Below are 24800 nucleotides of genomic sequence, written 5' to 3'. Positions count from 1 at the left end.
GGTTAGCGGTACCCGGCGCGGTCCATCAGTTTGACCGCATCCACCTGCAAGGCACCGGCCACACTGACGTTGAGATCATCCGACTGGAATTCCCCCCAGGAAGCCACCTCTTCGGCGGGCTCCACGGCCGCATTCACCGGGTACTCCATATTGCGGTCGGCCAGCAGTTTCTGGGCTTCCGGTTGGCTCATCCACTCCAGCAGGTCGCGGGCCTTTTCCGGCCGCGGCGCATGGCGGGTGATGCCCGCGCCGGAGATGTTCACATGCACGCCGCTGGAATCCTGGTTGGCCCAGAACAGGGACAGGGGCAGCTGCGGGTTATCCTGCTTCATGCGGCCAAAGTAGTAAGTGTTTACTATGCCCACATCGCACTGACCGGCCACGATGGCTTCCATCAGAGCCGTGTCGTTGGAGAACACGTCGGTGGCCAGATTCGCCACCCAGCCGCGCACGATTTCCTCGGTTTTTTCCTCGCCCAGACGCTGGATCATGGTTGCTACCAGGGACTGGTTGTAGACCTTCTTGGAGGTGCGCAGACAAAGACGCCCCTTCCACTCCGGGTCGGCCAGGGCTTCATAGCTGGACAGGGCGGACGGATCAACGCGCTCGGGGGAATAAACCAGGGTGCGGGCCCGCACGGTCAGACCGAACCAGCGGTTCTCCGGGTCGGTCAGTTCCGCCGGCACATTGGCGGCCAGCACCTGGGAGTCCAGGGGTTGCAGCAGGCCCTTGTCCGCCGCATTCCACAGGTTACCGGCATCCACCGTGATCAGCATATCCGCGGGGGAACGCTCACCCTCCGCCTGCAAACGGGCGGTCAGGGCGGCGGCGTTGTCAGTGATATAGCGGATTTTCACCCCGGTAGCCTCGGTGTAGGCATCGAATACCGGCTTGATCAAATGGTCATTGCGCGAGGTATAGACCACCAGCTCTTCTTCAGCGGCGGGTTCGGAACAGGCCCACAGGCCGGTAAGCATGACAGCGGCGGCAGCCACAGTGGCAATGGCTCGCATCATAGCGGACTCCATAAATGCACAAGGAAACAAGAATGATTCTTAATTGGGAGGGCAAGTATGGCAGGAATTTATGCCAAGCTCTAGAGCCTGTCGGCACTATTTGCCGCGCCCCTGCGGACCGTTCAATACCCTCAAGCCCGGGGCCGCGCCCGAACCGGTAAATCGGCGCCCCGCCCCATGGCCTGGCTGGCAAACAGACGCTTGAGTGGCCCGGCCTGATTGACCCAGCGCATGCCGGTATTGCGCAACCAGCGCACCGGCAGGGCCCGCTGCCCGAACAACTGCTGAAACCCGCGCATGGCGTTCTGCATGAGCAGATTCTCGCCACGGCGACGACGCTGGTAACGGGCCAGGGCCGCACTGTCGGCACAGGACCGCCCGCTTTGTGTGGCACGCTCCACCTCTTCTGCCAGCACTGCCGCATCCAGCAGGCCCAGGTTCACGCCCTGGCCGGCCAGCGGATGTATTACATGGGCGGCATCTCCCACCAGTGCCAACCCGGCTGCCACATAGCTGCTGGCATGCCGCTCCTGAATGGGAAACACCGCCCGCTCGCTGAGCAGGGTCACTTCACCCAGCGCCTCGCCCGTGGCCGCCTGCAGTTCGGCCGCAAAATCCGCCGGCGCCGCTTCCCGCAGCCGGGCAATCCGCTCCGGCCAACCAGACCAGACGATGGAACACTGCCGCTGTTCACCCTGTTGCGGGTCACTGTAAAGCGGCAGCAACGCCAAGGGGCCGGATTCCATGAATACCTGACGGGCACAGGCGTTATGGGGCAAGGCAGTGGCGATGGTCGCCACCAGCGCATGGTGACCGCTGTCACGGGCGCCACCACTGATACCGGCCCAGTCACGGACCCGGGAGCGGGCGCCATCGGCACCCACCAGCAGGTCTGCCTGCCATTGCTCATCGCCCGCACGGACCTGCCAGCGCCCCTCTTCACGGCGCGCCTCTTCAACGGCCACCCCACAGCGCCAATGCAGGTTCGGGTAGTCCGCCGCACGGCGGTACAGGGCGGCCGCCAGGTGGCCGTTCTCCAGCAACCAGCCCAGGGATTGCGCTCCCACTTCCCGGGCGCGGAACAACACTTCACCGGTGCCATCCTGATCCCAGACCTGCATGGCGTCGTAGGGCTGCACCCGGCTCATGTCCAGGTACTCCCAGACACCACTGTTCTGCAGCAGCCAGTGACTGGCCTCGGTGAGCGTGGACACCCGCAACTGGGCCGGTCCGGTCGGCATCACTGGCGCCGGCGCACCATCCAGCACCGTCACGGTCAGCCCCTGCTCCGCCAGCAACACCGCCAGCAAGCCCCCGGTCATGCCACCGCCGACGATGACGATGTGTTGTTTTTCGCTTGCAGGCGACACGCTATTGGGTTGCACGCTTTGTCCTCACGTTTTCAGGTGCTTTGAGTTGAAAGTTCAAAGTTTAAAGTTGAAACGCGACGCTCGTTTAGTGCCAGTCGAGCGGCGTTTCCCCCGCGTCCATACATGACAGGGAAAAGATTAAAAGCAAGGTCCAACCTTGGCGCCTCATTGTTACAGTGCATTCTACGGGTCTTGCGGCGCGGCGTTGACGCAAATCGTGTGGCTACAAGTTTCGCTCGCGTTTCAACTTTAAACTTTGAACTTTCAACTGCTTTCACAAGCCCATGGCGCGGCGCGCAAAACCCTGGCGCAGACCGGGCAGGATATCCATGGCCACCAGCCCCAGCTGCCGGCTGTGGGCGAACAACGGCTGCTGCACCCGGAACAACTCCGGTACCCAGCGGGAGGCCTGGCTGATCAGGGCCTGGTCCTGTTCCCGGCGTTGCACGTATTGCTGCAACAGGGACAATTCACCCGGTGCCGGGGCAGCGCCAACGGTGCTGGCCAACTGCACCAGATCGCGCACGGTCAGGTTGAAACCCTGCCCCGCTACCGGGTGCAAGGTATGGGCGGCATTGCCCACCACCACCCCATAGGGAACCGCCTGGGCACAGGCATGGGTCAGCACCAGCGGGTAACGCTGGCGTTCGCCGATACCGGTCAGCCGCGGCGCATCCGCCGGGCATTGCTCCTGCAACCGGGCAAGCAATGCCTCGGGCTCCATGGCCATCCAGGTATCCACCTGATCACGGGGGCCGGTCCAGACCAGGGCAAAACGGCGATCCGGCAGCGGCAACAGGGCCAAGGGCCCATCGTTGAGGAAACGCTCGTAGGCAATGCCCTGGTGATCGCTGGCCAGGGACAGATTGGCAATCATGGCATCGTGGCCGGTGTCGCTGCTCCGGGCACTGACCCCCAGCCATTCGCGGGTCCGTGACCCGGCACCATCAGCGGCGATCAATAACGGCGTGGTCAGGGTGCGACCGCTTTCCAGGGTGGCCTGGTAGCCATCGTCCAGACGGCGAATGGCGCTGAGCCGTTCCGGGGCCAACACCTCAATGGCGGCATCCGCGTACAGGGCCCGCAACAACACAAACCCCAGCCAGCGGTTTTCCACCACCGCCCCCAGCGCCGGCACGCCTTCTTCGCTGGCGCGCAGACGGGTGATGCCGAGCCGGGAGCGGCGCGAGACATGCACGGTATCGATATGGGCGGCGTGTTCGCGAATGGCCTCGCCCAATCCCAACGCATCCAACACCTCCAGGGTGCCTGCGGACAGGGCTGTGCTGCGGGCATCGAAACTGGGCGTCAGCGGCGGTTCATCGGGCAAGGTCAACGGATGATTTTCCACCAGCGTCACGGCAGCGGCGGCATGATGACGCAACAACAACGCCAGCAACGCCCCGGCCATGCCACCGCCGACTATCAGCAAAGGTTGTTGCGTCATTGTTTCCCCATTTCTGTGTAAGGACACCGCGTTAGGCGCGAACCAAACAGACTCGAGTTGCGAGAAGCCTGTGTCGAAAACCCAAAAACCGCTTTTGCCTTTCGCAACTCGTGACTCGCCACCCGCTATTGTTGTCTTCAGGCCACCCTGGAACGCCGATCGCCTGCCGGCCATATCCGGCCTAACACGGCGACGTAGCACCGGTTTTCACTGTTAACGATTCACTATTAACCGTTAACTGCCTTTCATCACCGCTTCGATATCCGCCACTTCCTTGGGCACCTCGTGAGTCAGCACATCACAGCCGTCCCGGGTTACCACCACATCGTCCTCAATGCGGATCCCGATACCTCGCCACTGCTCGTCCACGCTGTCGTCGTCCGGCGCCACATAGAGTCCCGGTTCCACGGTCAGTGCCATTCCCGGCTCCAGTTGCCGCCACTGATCCTGCACCCGATAGTCGCCCACATCATGCACATCCAGACCCAGCCAGTGACCGGTGCGATGCATGAAGAAACGCCGGTAGCCTTCGGTTTCCACCAGCTCGTTGAACTCCCCCTTGAGCAGGCCCAGATCCAGCAACCCCTGGGTGAGGATATGCACCACTTTTTCGTGGGGCACATTCCAGTGATTATCCGGATGGGTGGCCGCGATGGCGGCGTGCTGACTGGCCAGAACCAGTTCGTAAAGGGCCTGCTGGGGCTTGCTGAATGTGCCATTCACCGGGAAGGTACGGGTAATGTCCGAGGCATAGTGTTCCAGCTCGCAACCGGCATCCACCAGCACCAGATCGCCGTCTTTCAGTTTCTGGCTGTTTTCGATGTAGTGCAGGATGCAACCGTTGGCGCCGCCACCGACAATGCTCGGGTAAGCCGGGCTACGCGAGCCGTGGCGCATGAATTCGTGGATATATTCCGCTTCCAGCTGATACTCCATCATGCCCGGCTTCACCGTCTGCATGGCGCGCACATGGGCGCCGGCAGAAATACTGGCAGCGCGGCGCATCAACTTGATTTCGGCAGCGCTCTTGAACAGACGCATGTCGTGAAGATGGTGTGCCAGGGCAACGAATTCCCCCGGCGGCTGGGCACCGGAGCGGACCCGCTCACGGATACTGTTGACCCAGCCCATCAGACGGCGATCGAATTCCGCATCATGACCCAGGTCGTAATAGACCCGCTCACGGCCCTCGATCAAGCCCGGCAGGATCTCGTCGATATCACCGATGGGGAACGCATCATCCGCATCAAAATCCGTCACGGCCCCATCGGGGCCGGCCCGGTAGCCGTTCCAGATTTCCATGGCGCGGTCGCGCTCGCGGCAGAACAGCACATACTCGCCGTGCTCCCGGCCCGGCAACAGCACCATGATCGCCTCCGGTTCGCCAAACCCGGTCAGGTACCAGAAGTCACTGTTCTGCCGATAGGGGTATTCCACATCCCGGTTACGGGTGCGTTCCGGGGCCGCCGGCAGGATGGCAATGCTGTTGGGCCCCATGATGCCCATCAGTTCCTGGCGGCGACGGGCGAATTCCTGGCGGTTGATACTCAAGAGCTCTCCTTAATATGGCGGCGCGAACAGCGTAATCAGTGTCGGGTCGGTGGCGTCTGCGGTGCCGGTGCCGGCTTGCCCTGATGGCGCATGACCAGCTCAGTGTAAATCATCAGCGCCGCCATCCGGCAGTGCTCGGCCACCTGCTCGAACATGTCTTCCTCTTCATCGCCGTCGTTTTCCGGGGTCGCCACCTGGCTGATCGCTGCCAGATCGGAGAGAGCTTCCTGGATGCCCGGTGACAGATCCTTGTCGTGGGTATTGGCAGACCCGGTGCCGAACCCCACCAGAAAGCCCTCACACCACTGGGCCACCGCCGCTACCCGCAGGCCCAGCTCCTCTTCATCCCCGGGCAGCAACAGGGCCAGGTCCAGCCCAGTGCCCTGAAACCCGTCGTGAAGCTGATCTCGCAATGTAAGCAGTGCCGCCGAGAGGGCACCGTCAAAGCCGCCATCAATATCCGCATGGGCCGCCAGCACACCAAGCACTTCCTGGTCCTGGCCACCATGACCGGTGGCCAACAGCCCCGCCAGCACGCCTTGCAATTCACTGGGAGAGTGGGCCACGCCGGCTGCCGCCAGCCCCTGGGCCAGGACTTCAAAATCGATCAGGTTGGACATGCATCTATCCGTTTTTCGGGGAATTGGAGGTTATGCTCAGGCAGCCTGTGAATAATGTGCGCTAAGTGGCTACCACTATTGAATTTCGTTGACCCTTGCAAACCCCACACCTATAGTTGAAACAACCTCTAATCCGGGTGGGAATGCCATTGCCGGAAAATACCGGCAGGGTGAGGGCCAATCACTGGCTCCATGGGAACGCCGGGCCGCGAAAGGCCCACACCTTAGGCGAACAGCGTACATTTTGCCATGACGACGGAACAACAACTACGGCAACTGGAAGCCCGCGTCGATGACCTGCTGCGCATCAGTGCGCGCCTGCGTCAGGAAAACCAGTCCTTGCATGAGCGCGAGGCCAAGCTGGTGGAGGAACGGGCACAGCTGCTGAAAAAAAACGATGTGGCTCGCAACAAGGTCGAAGCCATTATTTCTCGTCTGAAATCCCTGGAGCAGGAGTCCTGAGCGTGGCATCCTGCCTGACACTGATCCACAGCCAATGCGGTGCCCTCGGCCATGTCTAACGAAAACTCCCTGGTGATTCATCTACTGGACAAGGAGTATCGCGTCGCCTGCCCGTCCGGTGAACAGGACAACTTGCTGGCCGCCGCCCGCTATCTGGACAAGCAATTGCGGGAAGTCCGTGACGCCAATGTGATCGGCCTGGAACGCATTGCCATCATGACGGCGCTGAACATGAGCCACGAACTGCTCAACGCCCGCAAGGCAGTGTCCGAGGACTCCGAGAGCGAAGCCCGGGTCCAGGCCCTGCTCAGCCGCCTGGAAGACGAGATCCAGGCCTTCGAAGACGCCCGCCGGAAGCTGTAGCCTCTTCCCCCCCACGTTTCTACCCCCCTGTAGGAGCCATGCTTGCATGGCGAACCGCGATTGCGCGGAAATCGCCCGAAGGGTGATCAGGAATATCAGAAAGAAAATACAGGCCGGTAATTAATCGCCTCGCCAAGGCTCGGTTCGCCATGCAAGCATGGCTCCTACAGCAGCTTCGTCGTTAAGCAAAAAAATCTACGAAATCCCTTTCCTGTCAAGTCCTGACCTGTCCCCGACACCCCTGTTATACTGCACGCGAGTGTTTCCTGGCCCGTTCGCCAGAGGGTCATGTCCCCGAGCCGATAATGTAATACCCGGGGGCAAACATTACCTTGCCTGTGTGCATGTCCGCCCATTGAGCGGAAAGCCTAAAGGTGGGGTTGCTGCCTCCACCTTGAACCTACGGTTCAAGGGTCAAGCCCGCAGCGGCGGACCGGGAAGCACCCTTTCTTTTTCCTCCCGGAGCGATGATATCAACGCTCCGGACAGATTCCGGCCAGCCCATGACCGCAGCCTTGCGGCGGCAACTGCGCCGCCAGTATCGACAACAACGCCGCTCTCTGACTGCGGGGCAACGCCGTCGGGCCAGCCGCCGTTTCGGCGCCAGGCTGGATCAGGCATTGGGCCATCGTCCCGCCCGCCATCTGGCGCTGTATCTGGCCAACGACGGCGAACTGGATCTGCGACCCGCTCTCGGCCACAGCCGCTTCCAACTGGCCACCACCTACCTGCCGCGACTGGACCCGATTCGCCACGGCCATCTGCAGTTTCGCCTCTGGCAGCGCCACCATCCCATGCGCCCCAACCATTACGGTATCGCTGAACCGGCACACTATTATCGCGGGCGAGCCCTGTGGGCACTGGATGTGATTCTGTTGCCGGCGGTGGCGTTTGACGCTTGCGGCTATCGGCTGGGCATGGGGGGAGGATATTACGATCGCACCCTGGCGGATCTGCAACGCAGACCGAGGCGACCCAGGCTGGTGGCCGTGGGCTATGATTTTCAGAAGGTGGGCGAAGGGACCCTACCGGTGGCCCCGTGGGACCAACCGGTAGATCTGACGGTTACTGCTGGATGTGACTGACAACAACACCGGCGCTATCTGCGTAACGTTGGTAATCGTTTTCATTGCCGCCGTGGGTAAGGCTGCTGATCAGCACCCCCAACCCGAATATCACAGCCAGTAGCACCAGGGCGTCCGGCTTCTTTTTCATTGTTTCTATCCCCAAAAAACGGTACAGCAAAATAAAAAGTGACCCAAAAGTCGTAACAAGAGTGTCACTTTAAACCTATTACGAAATGTAAAATGCCAACCGGGTCAAAATTTGATCACTTTAAGGTGCAAAGTCAAGCAGTTAGCCGGTCTTGCTGACGTTTCTTAACAAAAACCCTCGTTAAGTGCCGTCTGCAAGCCGCTTTAAATGCAATTATTGGTTATGCAACCAGAAAGCCGTGACTCACGGGACATCAACAGGGACAGACAGGTCTGTCGCCATTTAGTTCAGGACTAATCAAGAAACAGCCGGTAGGCCGGGTTGTCGCTTTCTTCCACCATGGGATAGGGGACTTTCTTCAGATCCGCCAGCAGCCGGGAGTACTTGCCGGACTCCACCTGAAAGCCCACCAGCACTCGCCCATAGGCCGCGCCGTGGTTACGGTAGTGGAACAGGCTGATGTTCCACTTTTCCCCCAGGGACTGGAGAAACTTCATCAGGGCCCCCGGGCGCTCGGGGAATTCCACCCGGAACAATCTTTCCTGCATGTCCTGGCGAGGGGCGTGCCCCCCTACCATATGGCGGATATGCAACTTGGCCATTTCGTTGCCGCTCATATCCACCACCGGGTAACCACGCTCTTGCAGCTCCGCCATCAGGGCCTGTAGCGCTTCACCACCCGGGCGCAACTGGATGCCCACAAAAATGTTGGCATCCCGGTCATCGCTGTATCGGTAGTTGAACTCGGTGATACCTCGACGCCCCAGAGCCTGGCAAAAGGCGCGGAAGGCGCCAGGTCGCTCAGGGATGGTCACCGCCAGAATCGCCTCACGCTGTTCACCCAATTCCGCGCGCTCAGACACATGGCGCAGGCGATCAAAATTCACATTGGCACCGCTCTGGATCGCTACCAGGGTCTGATTTTCCACCTGGTGCTTGGCCACCCAGTTTTTCAGGCCAGCCAGTGCCAGGGCACCGGCTGGCTCGCAGATGGCCCGGGTATCCTCGAAGGCATCCTTGATGGCCGCGCAGATTTCATCCGTGGTGGCGGTAATCACCTCATCCACGTGATGGCGCAGGATCTTGAAGGTTTCCTTGCCGATCTGTTTCACCGCCACACCATCGGCAAACAAACCGACCTCCGCCAGCGTGACACGACGATTTTTATCCAGTGCAGCCTTCAAACAGGCCGCATCTTCCGGCTCCACGGCAATCACCTTCACATCCGGGCGTACGTATTTCACGTAGGCCGCCACGCCGGCAGCCAGACCGCCACCGCCAACCGGAATAAAAATGGCATCCAGATCCCGGCTCTGCTGCCGCAGGATTTCCATACCCACGGTGCCCTGGCCGGCGATGACATCCGGATCATCATAGGGGTGCACAAACGTCAGATTGTCGCGTGCTTCCAGTTTGCGGGCATGGGCCAGGGCTTCATCGAAGCTGTCACCATGCAACACGGCCTTGCCACCATGGTTACGCACCGAGTTCACCTTGATATCCGGTGTGGTCCGCGGCATCACGATAGTGGCCTTGATCCCCATGGAACTGGCTGCCAGCGCCAAGCCCTGGGCATGATTGCCGGCGGAAGCACAGATCACTCCATGCTGAAGCTGCTCGTCGGTGAGCTGGCAAAGCTTGTTGTAAGCCCCACGCAGCTTGAAGGAAAACACCGGCTGCAAATCTTCCCGTTTGAGCAATACCCGGTTACCAATACGTTTGGAAATCAACGGCGCTGCATGGATAGGGGTTTCCACCGCCACGTCGTAGACGCGGGATTGCAGTATCCGTTTGACGTATTTGTCCAGCATTGACAGTTCCGGGTTGGTGTTTGGTGCGCAGGAAGGACTAGTCTAGGGGGTGACCGGGATAAATGCGATAGGTCAGCGGCTCTCCAGGGTCGAGTCAACGCCACACCTGCCCTATAATCCCCGCAAAATTCATTGATCGGCATGACAGGACAATTTCATGGACCAGGATGCGCTGAAAAAACAGGTCGCCGAGGCGGCGCTCCGCTTTGTGCCCGAAGGCGAAGTCATTGGTGTGGGCACCGGTTCCACCGCCAACTTCTTCATTGACGGTCTGGCCAGTATCAAAGACCGCATCAAGGGCGCTGTGGCCAGCTCCGATGCCACCGCAGAACGACTGAAGGGACACGGCATTCCGGTATTGTCTCTGAACGACGTGGATTCCCTGCCGGTATATGTGGACGGCGCGGATGAAGTCAACGGTCACCGGGAAATGATCAAGGGCGGTGGCGGCGCGCTCACCCGGGAAAAAATTGTTGCCGCCGTGGCCAGACAGTTCGTCTGTATTGTTGACGGCTCAAAGCAGGTGAAACGGCTGGGGCGCTTTCCGCTGCCGGTGGAGGTCATCCCCATGGCGCGCTCCCACGTGGCCCGCAAACTGGTGGCCCTGGGAGGGCAGCCGGAGTACCGGGAGGGCTTTGTCACCGATAATGGCAATATCATTCTGGACGTTCACAACCTGGATATTCTCAACCCCATCGAGATGGAAGAAAAAATCAATAATATCGTGGGTGTTGTCACCAATGGCCTGTTTGCCAAACGGCCGGCGGATGTGGTCCTGGTAGGAGAAAATGGCAGCGTCAATCAATACTGAAACGCTGTTATTTTGCACAATAAAAAAGGGCCGCATAGAGCGGCCCTTTTTCGTTCCTGGCTGGGTGATTAGTCCCAGAAGTTGAACCAGGATTTTTCTTCTGCCTTGCCGTTTCCTTCCGCATTGGCTTCGGCATTGACGGAAGCACCGTCAGCGCTCACATTGGCGCTGGCATTCACGTCTGCCTTGGCAGCGTCTTTCATGTCTTCCGCAGCTTCACGCTCGGCTTCCATGCGCTCTTTCGCCGCTTCGCGCTCGGCTTCGGCACGCTCTTTGGCCGCTTCCTTTTTCGCTTCAGCCTCTTCCTTCATGGCTTCTTTCTTGGCCTTGGCTTCTTCTTTCTTCGCTTCAGCCTGCTCTTTCATGGCTTCCTTGCGTGCCTTGGCGTCTTCCTTCATTTGCTCCGCGTTGGCTTTGGCCGCATCACGCTGATCACGGACAGACTGCTCAGTGGCTTTGGCATCCGCTTCGGCATTAACGGCAGCATTGATACCTGCGTTCAGATCAGCGATTGCTGCCTGGCTCATCATTGCAGCACCGGCGGTCATGGCCAGCATCCATTTCTTATCCATGCTTAAGTCTCCTTGAAACAACATTCAAAAGGCATATTGCCATTATGTGACGCTACCATCAGGAAATTCGCGCCGCAGCTCAAGTAACAAAGCGTAAAATCGATAATCAGTCGAGATATTGATCAATAATCGCGAAAATTTTACCGCGAAAGTCTTCATGTTCATTGGCCAGTTGATGGCGGGCACCGGGCAACATATGAATCTGTGGATCCTGAAATTTTTCCTGAATCACTTTCAGGTTATGACGCCAGTCCACGGTTTCGTCCATGTCCCCCTGTATCACCACCGGCGACACCTTGATTCGTGATGCTTTTTCAAAACCCGGCAACCATTTTTTCAGCGCAGACACCCACACTGCAGACACTCTCTTGGCCTGTAACGGGTCCTGGTTTTCCAGAAAATCCAGAAAATCCGGATCATTGGAATTGATGGTAAAGACGCGTTTGATGCTGCGGGCAAAAGGGCGGATAAACGTATGCAACCAACGGGCTGAAGACCATTTGAACGGTCGTACCAGTGGCGCCAGCAGGATGACATGTTCAAAGGGATTGGCATCGCCGTCGCCACGACTGATCAGATAATCCATCACGATCGCCCCGCCGGTACTCTGGGCAATCACATTCCAGGGACGGGGAAAATGGTTATCCGCCAGCGCCAGACATTGTTCAAGCACATCCCGATAGGTCCGAAAGTCATCGATCACGGCCTGGGGGCCGGAGCTCAATCCATGGCCGGGCAGATCATAGGCCAGCACCGCGTAACCCAGCTCCAGTAAATGGCCGATGATATGCCGGTACAGGCCCACATGATCAAAGTAACCATGGCAGACCAGCACCGTGCCCCGCGGCGCCCGGGGGCGCCAGGCATGCACGGACAACTGGTGGCCGGCCGCTTCGAAATAGCCAAAGCCATGTTCCAGATCCGGTAACTGCTCTGCGAAATTCAGACCATAGTAGGCCACATATCGCCGGGTAGACTCACTGAGCGGATCAAACGCCTCCCAGTTAAGCGGCTGCCATTCCTGAACAATGTGATCACGGTCGAAAGGGTTTGCCATAGCCGGTAAGAGCCTGTTTCGAGTCTAGTCGTAGTCGCACCGGAGTTCATACAGACCTCCACGGTTTACTCACGGCGACTTCTGATAATACGGCGCCAGGAGGAAGCACACCATGCACCTGACCGCCGATACTCTCAAGGACCTGCCCCGCCAACAGCGGGTCAATCTGATCAACAGCCTGTCCGGCTTCAAGAGCGCCAATCTGCTGGGCACCCGTGCCGCCAATGGCCAGGAGAACCTTTCCATTGTCAGTTCCTGCTTCCATCTTGGCGCGGATCCTGCCTTGCTGGGCATGATCATTCGTCCCCACTCTGTGGACCGCCACAGCCTGGAATACCTGATGGAAACCGGTTTCTACACGCTCAACCAGGTGCATGGGGACATGGTCCCTGCGGCGCATCAGACCGCGGCCCGCTACCCCCGCGACGTGTCCGAGTTTACCGCCACCGGTCTGACCCCGGCCTACCTGCCGGATTTCCCGGCGCCTTTTGTGGAACAGGCCCGCATCCGACTGGGCATGGTATTGCTGGAGACACACACCTTGCAGGTCAACGATACAGTGATGGTAATCGGTGCCATCGAACATATTCAGTTACCCGGCTACGCGCTGGGCAGTGACGGCTATGTGGATATCGAAAAGGCGGGCACCGTGGCCCTGTCTGGCCTGGACAGCTACCACCTGACCCACCGCCAGGCGCGCTGGAGCTATGCCAAGCCGGATCAGCCCCTGCGCCGTCTGGATCCGGACCACGATCAGGGCTGAGGGAAACTATCCGCTGCCATTGGGGACTAACCGGGACAGGACGCCCTGATACCGTGCGATCAATAAGGACCCGATATGCAAACACTCAAGCTTTCCCTGCTGGCAGGTGCCGCCCTGACGCTTGCCGCCTGCAGCAGCCACCCCACAGGAACCGATACCATGGTCACTTCCGAGCAACTGCAGGGCAGCGCCTGGCAGGTACAGCGCCTCAACGGTGACCATGTGGGGGATGCCCTTATTACCCTGAACTTTCATGAACCGGGACGACTGGCCGGCAAGGCCGCCTGCAACAACTACATGGCCAGCTACACCCTGGACGAGGACACGTTCACGGTGAAAACCGGCGGCGTCACCATGATGGCGTGCCCCCAGCCGCTGATGACGCTGGAGCAACAATTTCTGACCGCGCTGGAAGAGGTGACGGCGGGAGATATCAACGAGGACGGGCAACTGGTTCTGCGTGGTGCGGACCAGGTACAGATCGAAGCTACCCGCCAGCCATAATTCTCCCCCACGGAAACCCAAAAGCCCCGCAGTGCGGGGCTTTTTTGTGTTTCAGTGCGGTCCGTTACTTGACGCGCGGATCCAGCTCGCCGGCTTCGTAGCGCTGGAACATGCGCTCCAGGCTGATCGGCTTGATCTTGTCCGCATTACCGGCCGTGCCAAACGCTTCGTAGCGGGCAATACAGATATCGCGCATGGCGGTGATGGATTCCTTCAGATACTTGCGCGGGTCGAACTCGGCCGGGTTATGGGCCAGGAAACGACGAATCGCACCGGTGGACGCCAGGCGCAGATCGGTATCGATGTTCACCTTGCGCACGCCGTGCTTGATGCCTTCCTGAATCTCTTCCACCGGCACCCCGTAGGTTTCCGCAATCTCGCCACCGTACTCATTGATGATGGCCAGCCAGTCCTGCGGCACGGAGGAGGAACCGTGCATGACCAGGTGAGTATCCGGGATGCGTTTGTGGATCGCCTTGATCTGCTCGATGGCCAGAATGTCACCGGTGGGCGGACGGGTGAACTTGTAGGCACCGTGGCTGGTACCGATGGCGATGGCCAGGGCATCCACCTTGGTTTGCTTGACGAAGTCCGCCGCCTCTTCCGGGTCGGTGAGCATCTGATCGTGGCTCAGGGTGCCTTCCGCGCCGATACCATCTTCTTCACCGGCCTGGCCGGTTTCCAGGGAACCCAGGCAGCCCAGCTCACCTTCCACAGACACACCACAGGCGTGGGCCATGGCCACCGCTTGCTGGGTGACGCGCACGTTGTACTCGTAATCCGTGGGGGTTTTGCCGTCCTCGCCCAGCGAGCCATCCATCATCACCGAGGAGAACCCCAGCTGAATGGAACGCTGGCACACGGAGGGGCTGGTGCCGTGATCCTGGTGCATCACCACAGGAATGTGCGGAAATTCTTCGGTGGCTGCCAGAATCAGGTGCCGCAGGAAAGGGGCACCGGCGTATTTGCGGGCGCCAGCGGAGGCCTGCACGATCACCGGGGAATTGGTCTGATCCGCGGCCTCCATGATGGCGCGCATCTGTTCCACGTTGTTCACGTTAAAGGCCGGTACGCCATAGCCATATTCGGCGGCGTGATCCAGCAGCTGTCGCATGCTTACGAGTGCCATTGTCTTTCCCCTTCGTTTCCATGGGCAGCCATGCTGCCCGATTCCTGTTCAGTGGTTTCCCAGACCGGCCATGCGGTCTGTGATCAATCTTTCGCCCGCGCTTCCAGCATGGCGACTGCCGGCAGCACCTTGCCTTCCACAAATTCCAGGAAGGCCCCACCACCGGTGGAGATGTAGCTGACCTTGTCGGTGATACCGTACTTGTCGACGGCGGCCAAGGTGTCACCGCCACCGGCAATGGAGAAGGCATCGGAGTCGGCAATGGCTTCCGCCATTTCCCGGGTGCCTTCACCGAACTGGTCAAATTCGAACACACCCAGCGGGCCGTTCCAGATAATGGTCTTGGCTTCCTTCATCAGCGCCGCCACGATGTGGGCAGTCTGCGGGCCAATATCCAGAATCAGGTCGTCCTCGGCCACATCATCCACCTTCTTGGCGGTAGCTTCAGCGGATTCGGCAAATTCCTTGGCGGTGACCACATCCACCGGGATCGGGATATGCACCTTCTCGGCGATCTTCTTCGCCGCCGGGATCAAGTCTTCCTCGTACAGGGACTTGCCCACCGGATGACCGGCCGCGGCCAGGAAAGTGTTGGCGATACCGCCACCCACCACCAGCTGGTCCACCACATCCGACAGGGATTCCAGCACCTCCAGCTTGGTGGATACCTTGGAACCCCCGACAATCGCCACCAGCGGCTTCTCGGGCGCGTTCAGGGCCTTGCCGAGAGCATCCAGCTCATTGGCCAGCAGCGGACCGGCACAGGCAACCGGGGCAAACTTGCCCACACCATGGGTGGAGGCCTGGGCCCGGTGTGCGGTGCCGAAGGCATCCATCACATAGATATCACAGAGGGCCGCCATCTTTTGTGACAGCGCCTCGTCATCCTTTTTCTCGCCCTTGTTAAAACGCACGTTCTCGCACAATACGACCTGGCCTTCTGCCACATCGACACCGTCCAGCCAGTCTTTCACCAGCGGCACCTCTCGCCCCAGCAGCTTGCCAAGATGGTCGGCCACCGGCTGCAGGGAAAACTCCTCCGCGTACTCCCCTTCCGTGGGACGGCCCAGATGCGACATCAGCATCACTTTGGCTCCCGCCTTCAGGGCGTGCTCGATGGTGGGCAGGGACGCGCGGATACGCGCATCGCTGGTGACCTTGCCGTCCTTCACCGGCACGTTCAGGTCTTCCCGGATGAGAACGCGCTTGCCTGCCAGATCCAGGTCGGTCATGCGTTTGAAGTTCATGTCGTACTTACCTCATTCACGGCCACCCGCATGGGTGCATCCATTCATTCAAGCTTGATGTGATTCAGCCAGCGCCGCCACCCAGTCGAGCAGTCGGTTCGCATAGCCCCATTCGTTGTCATACCAGGCCACTATCTGCACCATGGCCTGCCCCATCTCGCCCTGCACCCGGGTCTGGGTGGCATCGACGATGGCAGATTCCGGCCGGTGGTTGAAATCCACGCTCACCAGCGGCGCATCATTGTACCCAATCAACGCACTGGCTTCTTTCGATTGCTGCTGCAGCCACTGGTTCAGACTGTCCCTATCCGGGGTACGCTCCAGCAGCAGTGTCAGCTCCACCATGGCCACGTTCAGGGTGGGCACACGGATGGAATGGCCGCTGATCTTGCCGGCCAGGGCCGGCAGCACCTGCTGTACCGCGCCGATGGCACTGCTGGTGGTGGGCACGATGTTCTGTGCCCCGGCCCGGCCCCGGCGCGGATCCCGATGAACATGATCCAGCAGGGTCTGATCCGACGTATAGGAGTGGATCTCCTTCATCAGTACCTGGCGGATGCCATAGGCCTGGTCCAGCCGGGACAGCAGTGGCGCAATACAGTGGGTGGTACAGGATGCCGCCGACAGCACCTTGCTGTCATCGCGCACATCCCTGTGGTTCACGCCGTACACCACGATCTGGTCCGCCTGATCGAACGGCACCGCACCGATGATGACCCGCCCGGCCCCTGCCTCCAGGTGCCGTGAGGCACCCGCATGACTGCGGAAATGACCGGAGCATTCCAGCACCAGACCCACCCCCATCTCGCGCCAGGGCAATTGTTCCGGCTTGGGTTGCTGCAGCAGCCGCGGGGCCTGCTTGCCGATACGCAGCATGCCTTCGATCAATTCCGCCGGCTCCGCCAGACGACCATGGGTGGTGTCGTAGCGGGTCAGGTACAGCAGGTCTTCCGGGCGACCCTTGTCATTGATCGCCGCCAGGGTGAACGGTGCCTGCCAGCCGGCGCCTTCGCGCTCGGCCAGGGCACGGACAAAGGAACGCCCGATACGGCCGTAGCCGTTAATCGCGACTTTCACTTAGAGCAGGCTCTCCACGGCCTGCTGCACTGCCTCGGCAGTGATATTGAAGTGCTTGAACAAGTCGCCGGCGGGGGCAGAGGCGCCGAAGCTGTTCATGCCCACCACCTTGCCGTCCAGGCCTACAAAGCGATACCAGTAATCGGCGATGGCCGCTTCCACGGCCACCCGGGCGCGCACACTGGAGGGCAGCACGCTTTCCTGATACTCACGGTCCTGGGCCAGGAACTCTTCCACGCAGGGCATGGAGACCACACGGATAGTCTTGCCGGTCAGGGCCTTGGCCGCATTCACCGCCAGCTCCACTTCAGAGCCGGTGGCAATGATGATGGCGTCCGGGGTGCCCTCACCGGTTTGCAGCAGGGTGTAGCCGCCTTTTTCGATCTCGGCCAGCTGCGCATCACCTCGCTCCATGCAGGGCAGCCCCTGGCGGGAGAAGATCAGCGCGGAAGGACCGTCTTGCCGGACAATGGCTTTCTTCCAGGACACCGCGGATTCCACCGTGTCGCAAGGGCGCCAGGTGCGCATGTTCGGGGTCAGGCGCAGGTTGGCCATTTGCTCAATGGGCTGGTGAGTCGGGCCGTCTTCACCCAGGCCGATGGAATCGTGGGTATAGACCAGAATGTTGGGCTGATGCATCAGCGCCGCCATGCGCACCGCGTTGCGGGCATATTCCATGAACACCAGGAAGGTGCCGCCGTAAGGGCGCAGGCCGCCGTGCAGGCAGAGACCGTTCTGGATCGCGGTCATGGCGAATTCACGCACCCCGTAATGGATATAGTTGCCGCTGGCATCCTCCGCGGTGACCGACTTGCAGCCTTTCCAGATGGTGTTGTTGGAGCCGGCCAGGTCGGCGGAGCCACCGGCCAGTTCCGGCAGCAGCGGGCCGAAGGCATCGAGAGTGTTCTGGCTGGCCTTGCGGGTGGCGACCTTGTCACCTTTTTCCTGGCACTCACGGATGTAGGCATCCGCCTGCTCCTGGAAGTTGGCGGGCAATTCGCCGGCCTGACGACGCAGGAACTCTGCCGCCAGTTCCGGGTAGGCGGCCTGGTAAGCGTCGAAACGCTGCTGCCAGTCGCTCTGGGCAGCCGCCCCTTTCTCGCTGCCATCCCAGGCCTTTTTGATGTCGGCAGGAATCTCGAAGGGGCCGTGCTTCCAGCCCAGCGCGTCCCGGGTCAGGGCAATTTCGTCTTCCCCCAGAGCGGCACCGTGGGACTCTTCCTTGCCCTGCTTGTTGGGGCTGCCGAAACCGATAACGGTCTTGCAGCAGATCAGGGTGGGCTGATCGGTATTGGCACGGGCATTTTCGATGGCCACCTGAACCTCTTCCGCGTTGTGACCATCCACATTGGGGATCACCTGCCAGCCATAGGCACGGAAACGCTCCACGGTGTCATCGGTGAACCAGCCTTCCACCTCACCATCAATGGAAATGCCATTGTCGTCATAGAAGGCCACCAGCTTGCCCAGGCCCAGGGTGCCCGCCAGGGAACACGCTTCATGGGAGATGCCTTCCATCATGCAGCCATCGCCCAGGAAGCAGTAGGTGTAGTGGTCGACGATATCGTGCCCTTCCCGGTTGAACTGACCTGCCAGCATCTTCTCCGCCAATGCCATGCCCACGGCATTGGCAATGCCCTGGCCCAGCGGCCCGGTGGTGGTTTCGATGCCCGGGGCGTCGCCGTATTCCGGGTGCCCGGCGGTGGGGCTGCCCAGCTGCCGGAAGTTCTTGATGTCGTCCAGGCTGACGCCGTAGCCGCTCAGGTGCAGCAGGCTGTAAAGCAGCATGGAGCCGTGACCATTGGACAGCACGAAGCGATCCCGGTCGGGCCAGGTGGGATCCTGCGGGTTGTGCTTGAGAAAGCCGCGCCACAACACCTCGGCGATATCGGCCATTCCCATGGGCGCACCGGGGTGCCCGGAATTGGCTTTCTGTACCGCATCCATGCTCAGGGCACGGATAGCGTTGGCGAGTTCACGGCGGGCGGGGGCACTGGACATGCAGGGCTCCAAACTGGCTGGTGGCTGAAAAGGGGCGCTATTGTCCCTCAAGGGGATAATCGCTACAAGCGCGGGCGCCCCGCCCGCCGGTTTACATGCCCCAGAGCAGCTCTGGCGGGTGACCGGCCAGGCCGCCAGAAAATCTATATCAATTTATTTTGATTTAGCTTTTCATTGCGCTAGACTCTTTCCCCTATGAATGCACAAGCACCCGACGCTCCGGAGATCACTGATCATCTGGCGGGCTTCCTCAAGGCCGCTGGCGACCCGTTGCGTCTTCAGGTGCTGCAGGTGCTGGGCCAGAACAGCTTCGGGGTGCTGGAGCTGTGCGACATCATGGCCATGAAACAATCCGGCATGAGTCACCACCTTAAGGTACTGGCCCAGGGCGGGCTGGTGGAGAAGCGGCGGGAAGGCAATTCCATCTTCTATCGCCGGCGCCTGCCCCAGGGTGACAACTCAGAAGGCGCGCTTCACGCCGCCCTGCTGGAAGAACTGGATGATAGCCCCCTGGACGCCCAGGTGGCGGAACGGCTTGAGCAGGTGCAAGGGCAGCGTGCGGAACAGAGCCGGGCCTTTTTTGCCCGCCATGCGGAGCAGGTGGACGAACAGCAGGAACTGATTGCCGACTATGGCCAGTATGCGGATCAGGCCCTGGAATTACTCACCCGGGCCAGCCCGGACGCTCCGGATGGCAAGAGCGTCCTGGAGATCGGCCCCGGTGATGGCCAGTTTCTTCTGGAACTGGCGACACGCTTTGACACTGTGTTCGGCCTGGATAATGCCGAAGCCATGCTGGAGCGGGCCCGCCAGAACCTGACTGTCGCCAAACGGCAAAATGTGCAACTGATACTGGGTGAGTGGCCCGCCAGCGCCACCATCCTGCCCACGGTGGATGCCGTGGTTCTGAACATGGTGCTGCATCACCTGCCAGCCCCCGCCAGCGCCATCAGCGCCGCGGCCCGGCAGCTGAATGAAGGCGGCACCCTGCTGATCACCGACCTGTGTCGGCATGACCAGCACTGGGCCCACGAGGCCTGTGGTGATTTCTGGCTTGGCTTCGAAGAAGCCGATCTGGTGGATTGGGCCGGCCGCGCCGGTCTGGCATTGCAGGAAAGCCAGTTTCTGGCCCTGCGCAATGGTTTTCAGGTGCAGGTACGCACCTTCAGGAAGAGTTGAAAGTTTTTGGCGCCTGTTGAAGGCAATGTAACGCACACTTGAATAACGGGAGCACTCCAGTAATGAGTGAATATTCCATCTTTACCTCCGAGTCTGTGTCCGAAGGCCACCCGGATAAAATGGCCGACCAGATCTCGGACGCCGTTCTGGATGCCATCATCAAGGATGACCCCCATGCCCGCGTGGCGGTGGAAACGCTGGTCAAAACCGGCATGGCCATCGTTGCCGGTGAAGTCCGTACCAGCACCTATGTGGAGCTGGAGGACATCGTTCGCCAGGTGATTCTGGACATCGGCTATGACAGCTCCGACAAGGGCTTTGACGGTGCCAGCTGTGCGGTACTCAACGGCATCGGCAAACAGTCTGCGGATATCGCTATCGGCGTAGACGAAGCCGAAAACAAGGAAATGGGCGCCGGCGACCAGGGCCTGATGTTCGGCTTTGCCACCAACGAAACCGACACCCTGATGCCCGCGCCGGTGTACTACTCTCACCGACTGGTGGAGCGCCAGGCACAGCTGCGCAAGAACGGCACCCTGCCCTGGTTGCGCCCGGATGCGAAAAGCCAGGTCACCCTGCGCTACGAGAACGGCATGCCGGTGGCCGTGGATGCCGTGGTGCTGTCCACCCAGCATTCCCCGGACATCAAGCTGGCCGATCTGCGTGAAGCGGTGATGGAAGAAATCATCAAGCCGGTCCTGCCGGAAGAGTGGCTGCACAAGGACACCCTGTACCACGTGAACCCCACCGGGATTTTCGTGATCGGCGGCCCCATGGGTGACTGTGGTTTGACCGGCCGCAAGATCATCGTGGATACCTACGGTGGCATGGCCCGTCACGGTGGCGGCGCCTTCTCCGGCAAGGACCCGTCCAAGGTAGACCGTTCCGCCGCCTACGCCGGCCGCTATGTGGCCAAGAACATCGTGGCTGCCGGCCTGGCCAGCAAGTGCGAGATCCAGGTGAGCTATGCCATCGGCGTGGCCGAACCTACCTCTATCTCGGTCAACACCTTCGGCACCGGCAAACTGAGCGACGATGCCATCGTGGCCCTGGTGCGCGAGCACTTTGACCTGCGCCCGCGGGGCATCATCGAGATGCTCGACCTGCGCAAGCCGATCTACCGCCCCACTGCCAGCTACGGCCACTTCGGTCGCGAAGGTTTCAGCTGGGAGAAAACCGACAAGGCGGCAGACCTGGCCAAGGCCCTGTAACTCCGGCATCACCGCCGGCGCCGCCTCTTGGGTGGCGCCGGCATTATCCCGACTATGTCTGCCCTGTGAGGGGCGCTGCAGCGGCTTGACCGCGAGGCTCGCTGGGCAGACACGCAAGGAACAACGGCGCCCATTCGTCAAAAACGAATGGAGAACATCATGAACGCAAGAGTGGACACTTTTACCGACTTTAAAGTCGCCGATATTTCCCTGGCCGCCTATGGCCGCTCTGAAATCCATATTGCCGAAACCGAAATGCCGGCACTGATCGCAATCCGCGAAAAATACCGTACCGAACAGCCGCTGAAAGGCGCAAAAATCATCGGCTGTATCCACATGACTATTCAGACCGCCGTGCTGATCGAAACCCTGGTCGCACTGGGCGCAGAAGTGCGCTGGTCCAGCTGCAATATCTTCTCCACCCAGGACCACGCCGCTGCCGCCATCGCAGCCGCTGGCATACCGGTATTCGCCTGGAAAGGGGAAACCGAAGAAGAGTACATGTGGTGTATCGAGCAGACCTGTCGCGATGGCAACGGTGAACTGTGGGATGCCAACATGATCCTGGATGACGGCGGCGATCTGACCGGCTACATCCACGAGACCTACCCGCAGATGCTGGACAACATCCACGGCATCACCGAGGAAACCACCACCGGTGTGCACCGTCTCTACGAGATGCTCAACAAGGGCACCCTGAAAGTGCCGGCGGTGAACGTGAATGACTCGGTCACCAAGAGCAAGAACGACAACAAATACGGCTGCCGTCACTCTCTCAATGACGCCATCAAGCGCGGCACCGACCATCTGTTGTCAGGCAAGAAAGCACTGGTCATTGGTTACGGTGATGTGGGCAAGGGGTCTGCCCAGTCCCTGCGCCAGGAAGGCATGATCGTGAAGGTCACCGAAGCGGACCCGATCTGCGCCATGCAGGCCTGCATGGACGGCTACGAGGTCGTCAGCCAGTACAAGGATGGCGTCAATGACGGTACTGAGGCTTCCATCAACACGGAACTGCTGGGCAACACCGACCTGCTGGTGACCACCACCGGCAACTTCAATGTCTGTGACGCCAACATGCTCAAGGCCCTGAAAAAAGGTGCCGTGGTCTGCAACATCGGTCACTTCGACAATGAAGTGGACACCGCCTTCATGCGCAAGACCTGGGAATGGGAAGAGGTCAAACCGCAGGTACACAAGGTATGGCGCAACAAGGCCGAGGGTGACTTCCTGTTGCTGTTGTCCGAAGGCCGTCTGGTGAATCTGGGCAACGCCACCGGGCACCCCAGCCGCATCATGGATGGTTCCTTTGCCAACCAGGTACTGGCGCAGATGTATCTGTTCGACCAGGGCTACGCCAAGCACTCCGATACCGTGAAGGAGAAGATGCTTAAAGTAGAGGTGCTGCCCAAGCACCTGGACGAAGAAGTGGCTCGTTACATGGTGCAGGGCTTTGGTGGCGTGATCACCAAACTGACCAAAGAGCAAGCCGACTACATCGGCGTCGACGTGAACGGCCCGTACAAACCCGAGCACTACAAGTACTAACCGCTTGCACACAACACGCCCCACGCTGCTCGCCTCCAATCGTGCCAGCGTGGGGCGTGCCTCTGTGCCAGCCTCGCGACGCGAGCATTTTATGAAACGAATCAGTTTTGAATTTTTCCCGCCGAAAACCGATGCGGGAAAAGAAAAACTGCTGGCGACCCAGCAGAAACTTCTGGCCAAGAAACCGGCGTTTTTTTCCTGCACCTTTGGCGCCGGTGGCTCCACCCGTGACAACACCCGCGACATGGTCAACCAGCTACGCAATCAGCACGGCGACACCGCCCCGCACCTGAGCTGCATCGGCCAGAGCCGCGAGGAAATCCTGGAGCTGGTGAACGGCTACAAGGCCGCGGGAGTGACCCGCATCGTGGCCCTGCGCGGCGACCTGCCCTCCGGCATGGGCTACGCCCAGAGTGAGATCAAGTATGCGGACGAACTGGTGCAGCTGATCCGTGAGGAAACCGGCGATCACTTCACCCTGGAAGTGGCCGCCTACCCGGAGATGCACCCCCAGGCGCGCAGCTTTGAAGATGATATTGCCCACTTCAAGCGCAAGGTCGACGCCGGCGCCAACAGCGGCCTGACCCAGTATTTCTACAACGCGGATGCCTACGGTTATTACCTGGACGCGCTGCAGAAAATCGGCTGCGACGCCCCGGTCTACCCGGGCATCATGCCGATCCTCAACGTGGCCAACCTGGTACGCTTCTCCAACACCTGTGGCGCCGATATCCCCCGCTGGCTGCACAGCAAGCTCAACGACATCAAGGATGATGACGCTGCGGTCAAAGCTTTCGGCGAGGAAGTGGTCACCCGTCTGTGCGAACGCCTGCTCGCCATGGGCGCACCGGGCCTGCATTTCTACACCATGAACCAGGCCGGTCCGAATCTGCGGATTCTGGATAATCTGGGGATGTGATTCAGTTGCAAGTTAAAAGTTGAAAGTTACAAAGCGCGGGGAAGGTCAAAGCCACACCTATTACGCCTTACCCGCGCTGCATGCCTGCCGGCGCGGCTCCGACTTGCAATGATTAGCACCACAACAAAATCGCGTTGCAACTTTTAACTTGAAACTTGCAACTCTCATTATGTCTTTCCGCTATTTCTCTTAGCGCATAACCGTATTTCCCCGCCTGCTTTTACCTCCCTAAGCTTGGATATGAACATTCATGGAACGGGCCCGGCCAGTTACCCACTGCTCCGCGGACCGCTCCCCAATCCCGGCTTACCTGTTCCGGGAGGAGGTCTATCATGCCTGCCCGCGCACTGGCTGATTTTCTCGACAACAACAATGTGAACTACCATTGCTATAACCACCCGCCCGCCGTTACCGCTTCCGAGGTGGCCCAGTCCAGCCATATCCCCGGACGTCACATGGCCAAAACGGTGATCGTGGATGTGGATGGCGAGCTCGCCATGGCGGTACTGCCTTCCGACCAATACCTGGACCCGGACAAGCTACGCCAGGCACTGAATGCCAATAGCGTCCGGCTTGCCCCGGAGGAAGATTTCAAGGATCGCTTCCCGCTGTGCGAGCCCGGTGGTGAACCGCCTTTCGGCAACCTCTACGACATGAAGGTGTATGTGGACGACACCTTGCTCAGTGAAGACTGGCTGGCCTTTAATGCCGGCTCTCACACCGAAGTCATCAAGATGGGTATGGGCGATTTCCTGCGCCTCAGTGGAGCCCAGTCCTGCTCTTTTGCCATGCTGCATTGATTTCTCTCTGCACAATTATCCCCTTGCCCCCGCCCGTGCGGGGGTATTTTTTTGTCTGATATCTGGCCCATTGCTGTCATCCCTCCGCCAAGTCCACATGGTATGCTGGCCAAAAATCAGCTGATGG

24 protein-coding genes, 1 other RNA gene and 1 riboswitch are annotated in these 24800 nt (G+C 60.1%); of the genes, 12 read left to right on the top strand and 13 right to left on the bottom strand.

Annotation, left to right across the window (positions count from 1 at the left end):
* Positions 1–2 precede the first annotated feature (2 nt).
* The 5 genes from A0251_RS03015 to A0251_RS02995 form a co-directional block, all read right to left on the bottom strand.
* The gene (locus A0251_RS03015; protein WP_197461836.1) at positions 3–1016 is read right to left on the bottom strand and encodes an extracellular solute-binding protein; all 1014 of its coding nucleotides are present in this window, start codon (positions 1014–1016) and stop codon (positions 3–5) included.
* Between the two features lie 131 nt (positions 1017–1147).
* On the bottom strand, positions 1148–2401 hold the full coding sequence (locus A0251_RS03010) for a UbiH/UbiF/VisC/COQ6 family ubiquinone biosynthesis hydroxylase (protein WP_231874141.1): 1254 nt from the start codon (positions 2399–2401) through the stop codon (positions 1148–1150).
* A 259-nt stretch (positions 2402–2660) separates the two neighbouring features.
* Positions 2661–3833 carry an FAD-dependent monooxygenase gene (locus tag A0251_RS03005; protein WP_062815333.1) on the bottom strand — a complete coding sequence of 391 codons (1173 nt, stop codon included), beginning with the start codon at positions 3831–3833 and terminating at the stop codon, positions 2661–2663.
* A 234-nt stretch (positions 3834–4067) separates the two neighbouring features.
* Entirely contained in the window at positions 4068–5384 is a 1317-nt protein-coding gene (gene pepP, locus A0251_RS03000; protein WP_062815332.1) for a Xaa-Pro aminopeptidase, read from the bottom strand.
* 35 nt (positions 5385–5419) lie between these two features.
* A complete protein-coding gene (locus A0251_RS02995; protein WP_062815331.1) occupies positions 5420–6004 on the bottom strand; it encodes a UPF0149 family protein in 585 nt (194 codons plus the stop codon).
* A 249-nt stretch (positions 6005–6253) separates the two neighbouring features.
* On the opposite strand from A0251_RS02995, the gene A0251_RS02990 reads away from it, so the two are divergent.
* From A0251_RS02990 to A0251_RS02975, 4 genes are all read left to right on the top strand, one after another.
* The gene (locus A0251_RS02990) at positions 6254–6466 is read left to right on the top strand and encodes a TIGR02449 family protein (protein WP_035246082.1); all 213 of its coding nucleotides are present in this window, start codon (positions 6254–6256) and stop codon (positions 6464–6466) included.
* 51 nt (positions 6467–6517) lie between these two features.
* Entirely contained in the window at positions 6518–6829 is a 312-nt protein-coding gene (locus A0251_RS02985) for a cell division protein ZapA (protein ID WP_062815330.1), read from the top strand.
* Positions 6830–7089: 260 nt separating this feature from the next.
* A non-coding RNA gene (gene ssrS, locus A0251_RS02980) (6S RNA) lies at positions 7090–7273 on the top strand.
* Positions 7274–7332: 59 nt separating this feature from the next.
* Positions 7333–7914: a 5-formyltetrahydrofolate cyclo-ligase gene (locus A0251_RS02975; protein WP_062815329.1), complete on the top strand. Its 582-nt coding sequence runs from the start codon at positions 7333–7335 to the stop codon at positions 7912–7914.
* Here the strand turns inward: A0251_RS02975 and A0251_RS17340 are convergent.
* Positions 7895–8044, bottom strand: coding sequence for a hypothetical protein (locus A0251_RS17340; RefSeq protein WP_156478221.1), 150 nt, complete (start codon positions 8042–8044; stop codon positions 7895–7897). The genes A0251_RS02975 and A0251_RS17340 overlap by 20 nt on opposite strands.
* 293 nt (positions 8045–8337) lie before the next feature.
* Complete coding sequence (gene ilvA / locus A0251_RS02970; RefSeq protein ID WP_255357597.1) at positions 8338–9861, bottom strand: threonine ammonia-lyase, biosynthetic; 1524 nt, start codon at positions 9859–9861, stop codon at positions 8338–8340.
* 151 nt (positions 9862–10012) lie between these two features.
* On the opposite strand from ilvA, the gene rpiA reads away from it, so the two are divergent.
* Complete coding sequence (gene rpiA / locus A0251_RS02965; RefSeq protein WP_062815327.1) at positions 10013–10666, top strand: ribose-5-phosphate isomerase RpiA; 654 nt, start codon at positions 10013–10015, stop codon at positions 10664–10666.
* 68 nt (positions 10667–10734) lie between these two features.
* Here the strand turns inward: rpiA and A0251_RS02960 are convergent, their stop codons facing one another.
* Entirely contained in the window at positions 10735–11238 is a 504-nt protein-coding gene (locus A0251_RS02960; RefSeq protein ID WP_062815326.1) for a hypothetical protein, read from the bottom strand.
* 106 nt (positions 11239–11344) lie between these two features.
* Complete coding sequence (locus A0251_RS02955) at positions 11345–12295, bottom strand: alpha/beta hydrolase (protein ID WP_062815325.1); 951 nt, start codon at positions 12293–12295, stop codon at positions 11345–11347.
* Positions 12296–12407: 112 nt separating this feature from the next.
* On the opposite strand from A0251_RS02955, the gene A0251_RS02950 reads away from it, so the two are divergent.
* Together A0251_RS02950 and A0251_RS02945 are read left to right on the top strand one after the other, a co-directional pair.
* Positions 12408–13058 (top strand): flavin reductase family protein, encoded by a 651-nt coding sequence (locus A0251_RS02950; protein WP_062815324.1) that lies wholly within the window; start codon positions 12408–12410, stop codon positions 13056–13058.
* Positions 13059–13133: 75 nt separating this feature from the next.
* The gene (locus tag A0251_RS02945) at positions 13134–13562 is read left to right on the top strand and encodes an META domain-containing protein (RefSeq protein WP_231874140.1); all 429 of its coding nucleotides are present in this window, start codon (positions 13134–13136) and stop codon (positions 13560–13562) included.
* Positions 13563–13626: 64 nt separating this feature from the next.
* Here A0251_RS02945 and fba read toward each other — a convergent pair whose 3' ends face one another.
* The 4 genes from fba to tkt form a co-directional block, all read right to left on the bottom strand.
* On the bottom strand, positions 13627–14691 hold the full coding sequence (gene fba / locus A0251_RS02940; RefSeq protein WP_062815323.1) for a class II fructose-bisphosphate aldolase: 1065 nt from the start codon (positions 14689–14691) through the stop codon (positions 13627–13629).
* 83 nt (positions 14692–14774) lie between these two features.
* On the bottom strand, positions 14775–15938 hold the full coding sequence (locus A0251_RS02935) for a phosphoglycerate kinase (RefSeq protein WP_062815322.1): 1164 nt from the start codon (positions 15936–15938) through the stop codon (positions 14775–14777).
* Positions 15939–15986: 48 nt separating this feature from the next.
* Positions 15987–17015, bottom strand: a complete 1029-nt coding sequence (locus A0251_RS02930; protein ID WP_062815321.1) for a type I glyceraldehyde-3-phosphate dehydrogenase — start codon at positions 17013–17015, stop codon at positions 15987–15989.
* A complete protein-coding gene (gene tkt / locus A0251_RS02925; protein WP_062815320.1) occupies positions 17016–19016 on the bottom strand; it encodes a transketolase in 2001 nt (666 codons plus the stop codon).
* Positions 19017–19211: 195 nt separating this feature from the next.
* Between tkt and A0251_RS02920 the strand changes: the two genes are divergently transcribed.
* From A0251_RS02920 to A0251_RS02900, 5 genes are all read left to right on the top strand, one after another.
* The gene (locus A0251_RS02920) at positions 19212–20195 is read left to right on the top strand and encodes a metalloregulator ArsR/SmtB family transcription factor (protein WP_062815319.1); all 984 of its coding nucleotides are present in this window, start codon (positions 19212–19214) and stop codon (positions 20193–20195) included.
* 62 nt (positions 20196–20257) lie between these two features.
* A complete protein-coding gene (gene metK / locus A0251_RS02915) occupies positions 20258–21406 on the top strand; it encodes a methionine adenosyltransferase (RefSeq protein ID WP_062815318.1) in 1149 nt (382 codons plus the stop codon).
* A 61-nt stretch (positions 21407–21467) separates the two neighbouring features.
* A riboswitch (S-adenosyl-L-homocysteine riboswitch) is annotated at positions 21468–21545 on the top strand.
* Positions 21546–21565: 20 nt separating this feature from the next.
* Complete coding sequence (gene ahcY, locus A0251_RS02910) at positions 21566–22954, top strand: adenosylhomocysteinase (protein WP_062815317.1); 1389 nt, start codon at positions 21566–21568, stop codon at positions 22952–22954.
* A gap of 91 nt (positions 22955–23045) precedes the next feature.
* Positions 23046–23873 (top strand): methylenetetrahydrofolate reductase [NAD(P)H], encoded by an 828-nt coding sequence (gene metF / locus A0251_RS02905; protein ID WP_062815316.1) that lies wholly within the window; start codon positions 23046–23048, stop codon positions 23871–23873.
* Positions 23874–24205: 332 nt separating this feature from the next.
* Entirely contained in the window at positions 24206–24673 is a 468-nt protein-coding gene (locus A0251_RS02900; protein WP_062815315.1) for an aminoacyl-tRNA deacylase, read from the top strand.
* The last annotated feature ends 127 nt before the right edge of the window (positions 24674–24800 follow it).

Source organism: Alcanivorax sp. NBRC 102024 (genome assembly GCF_001602235.1).
Classification (GTDB): domain Bacteria; phylum Pseudomonadota; class Gammaproteobacteria; order Pseudomonadales; family Alcanivoracaceae; genus Alcanivorax.
This window is presented reverse-complemented; position numbering and strand designations above follow the sequence as displayed.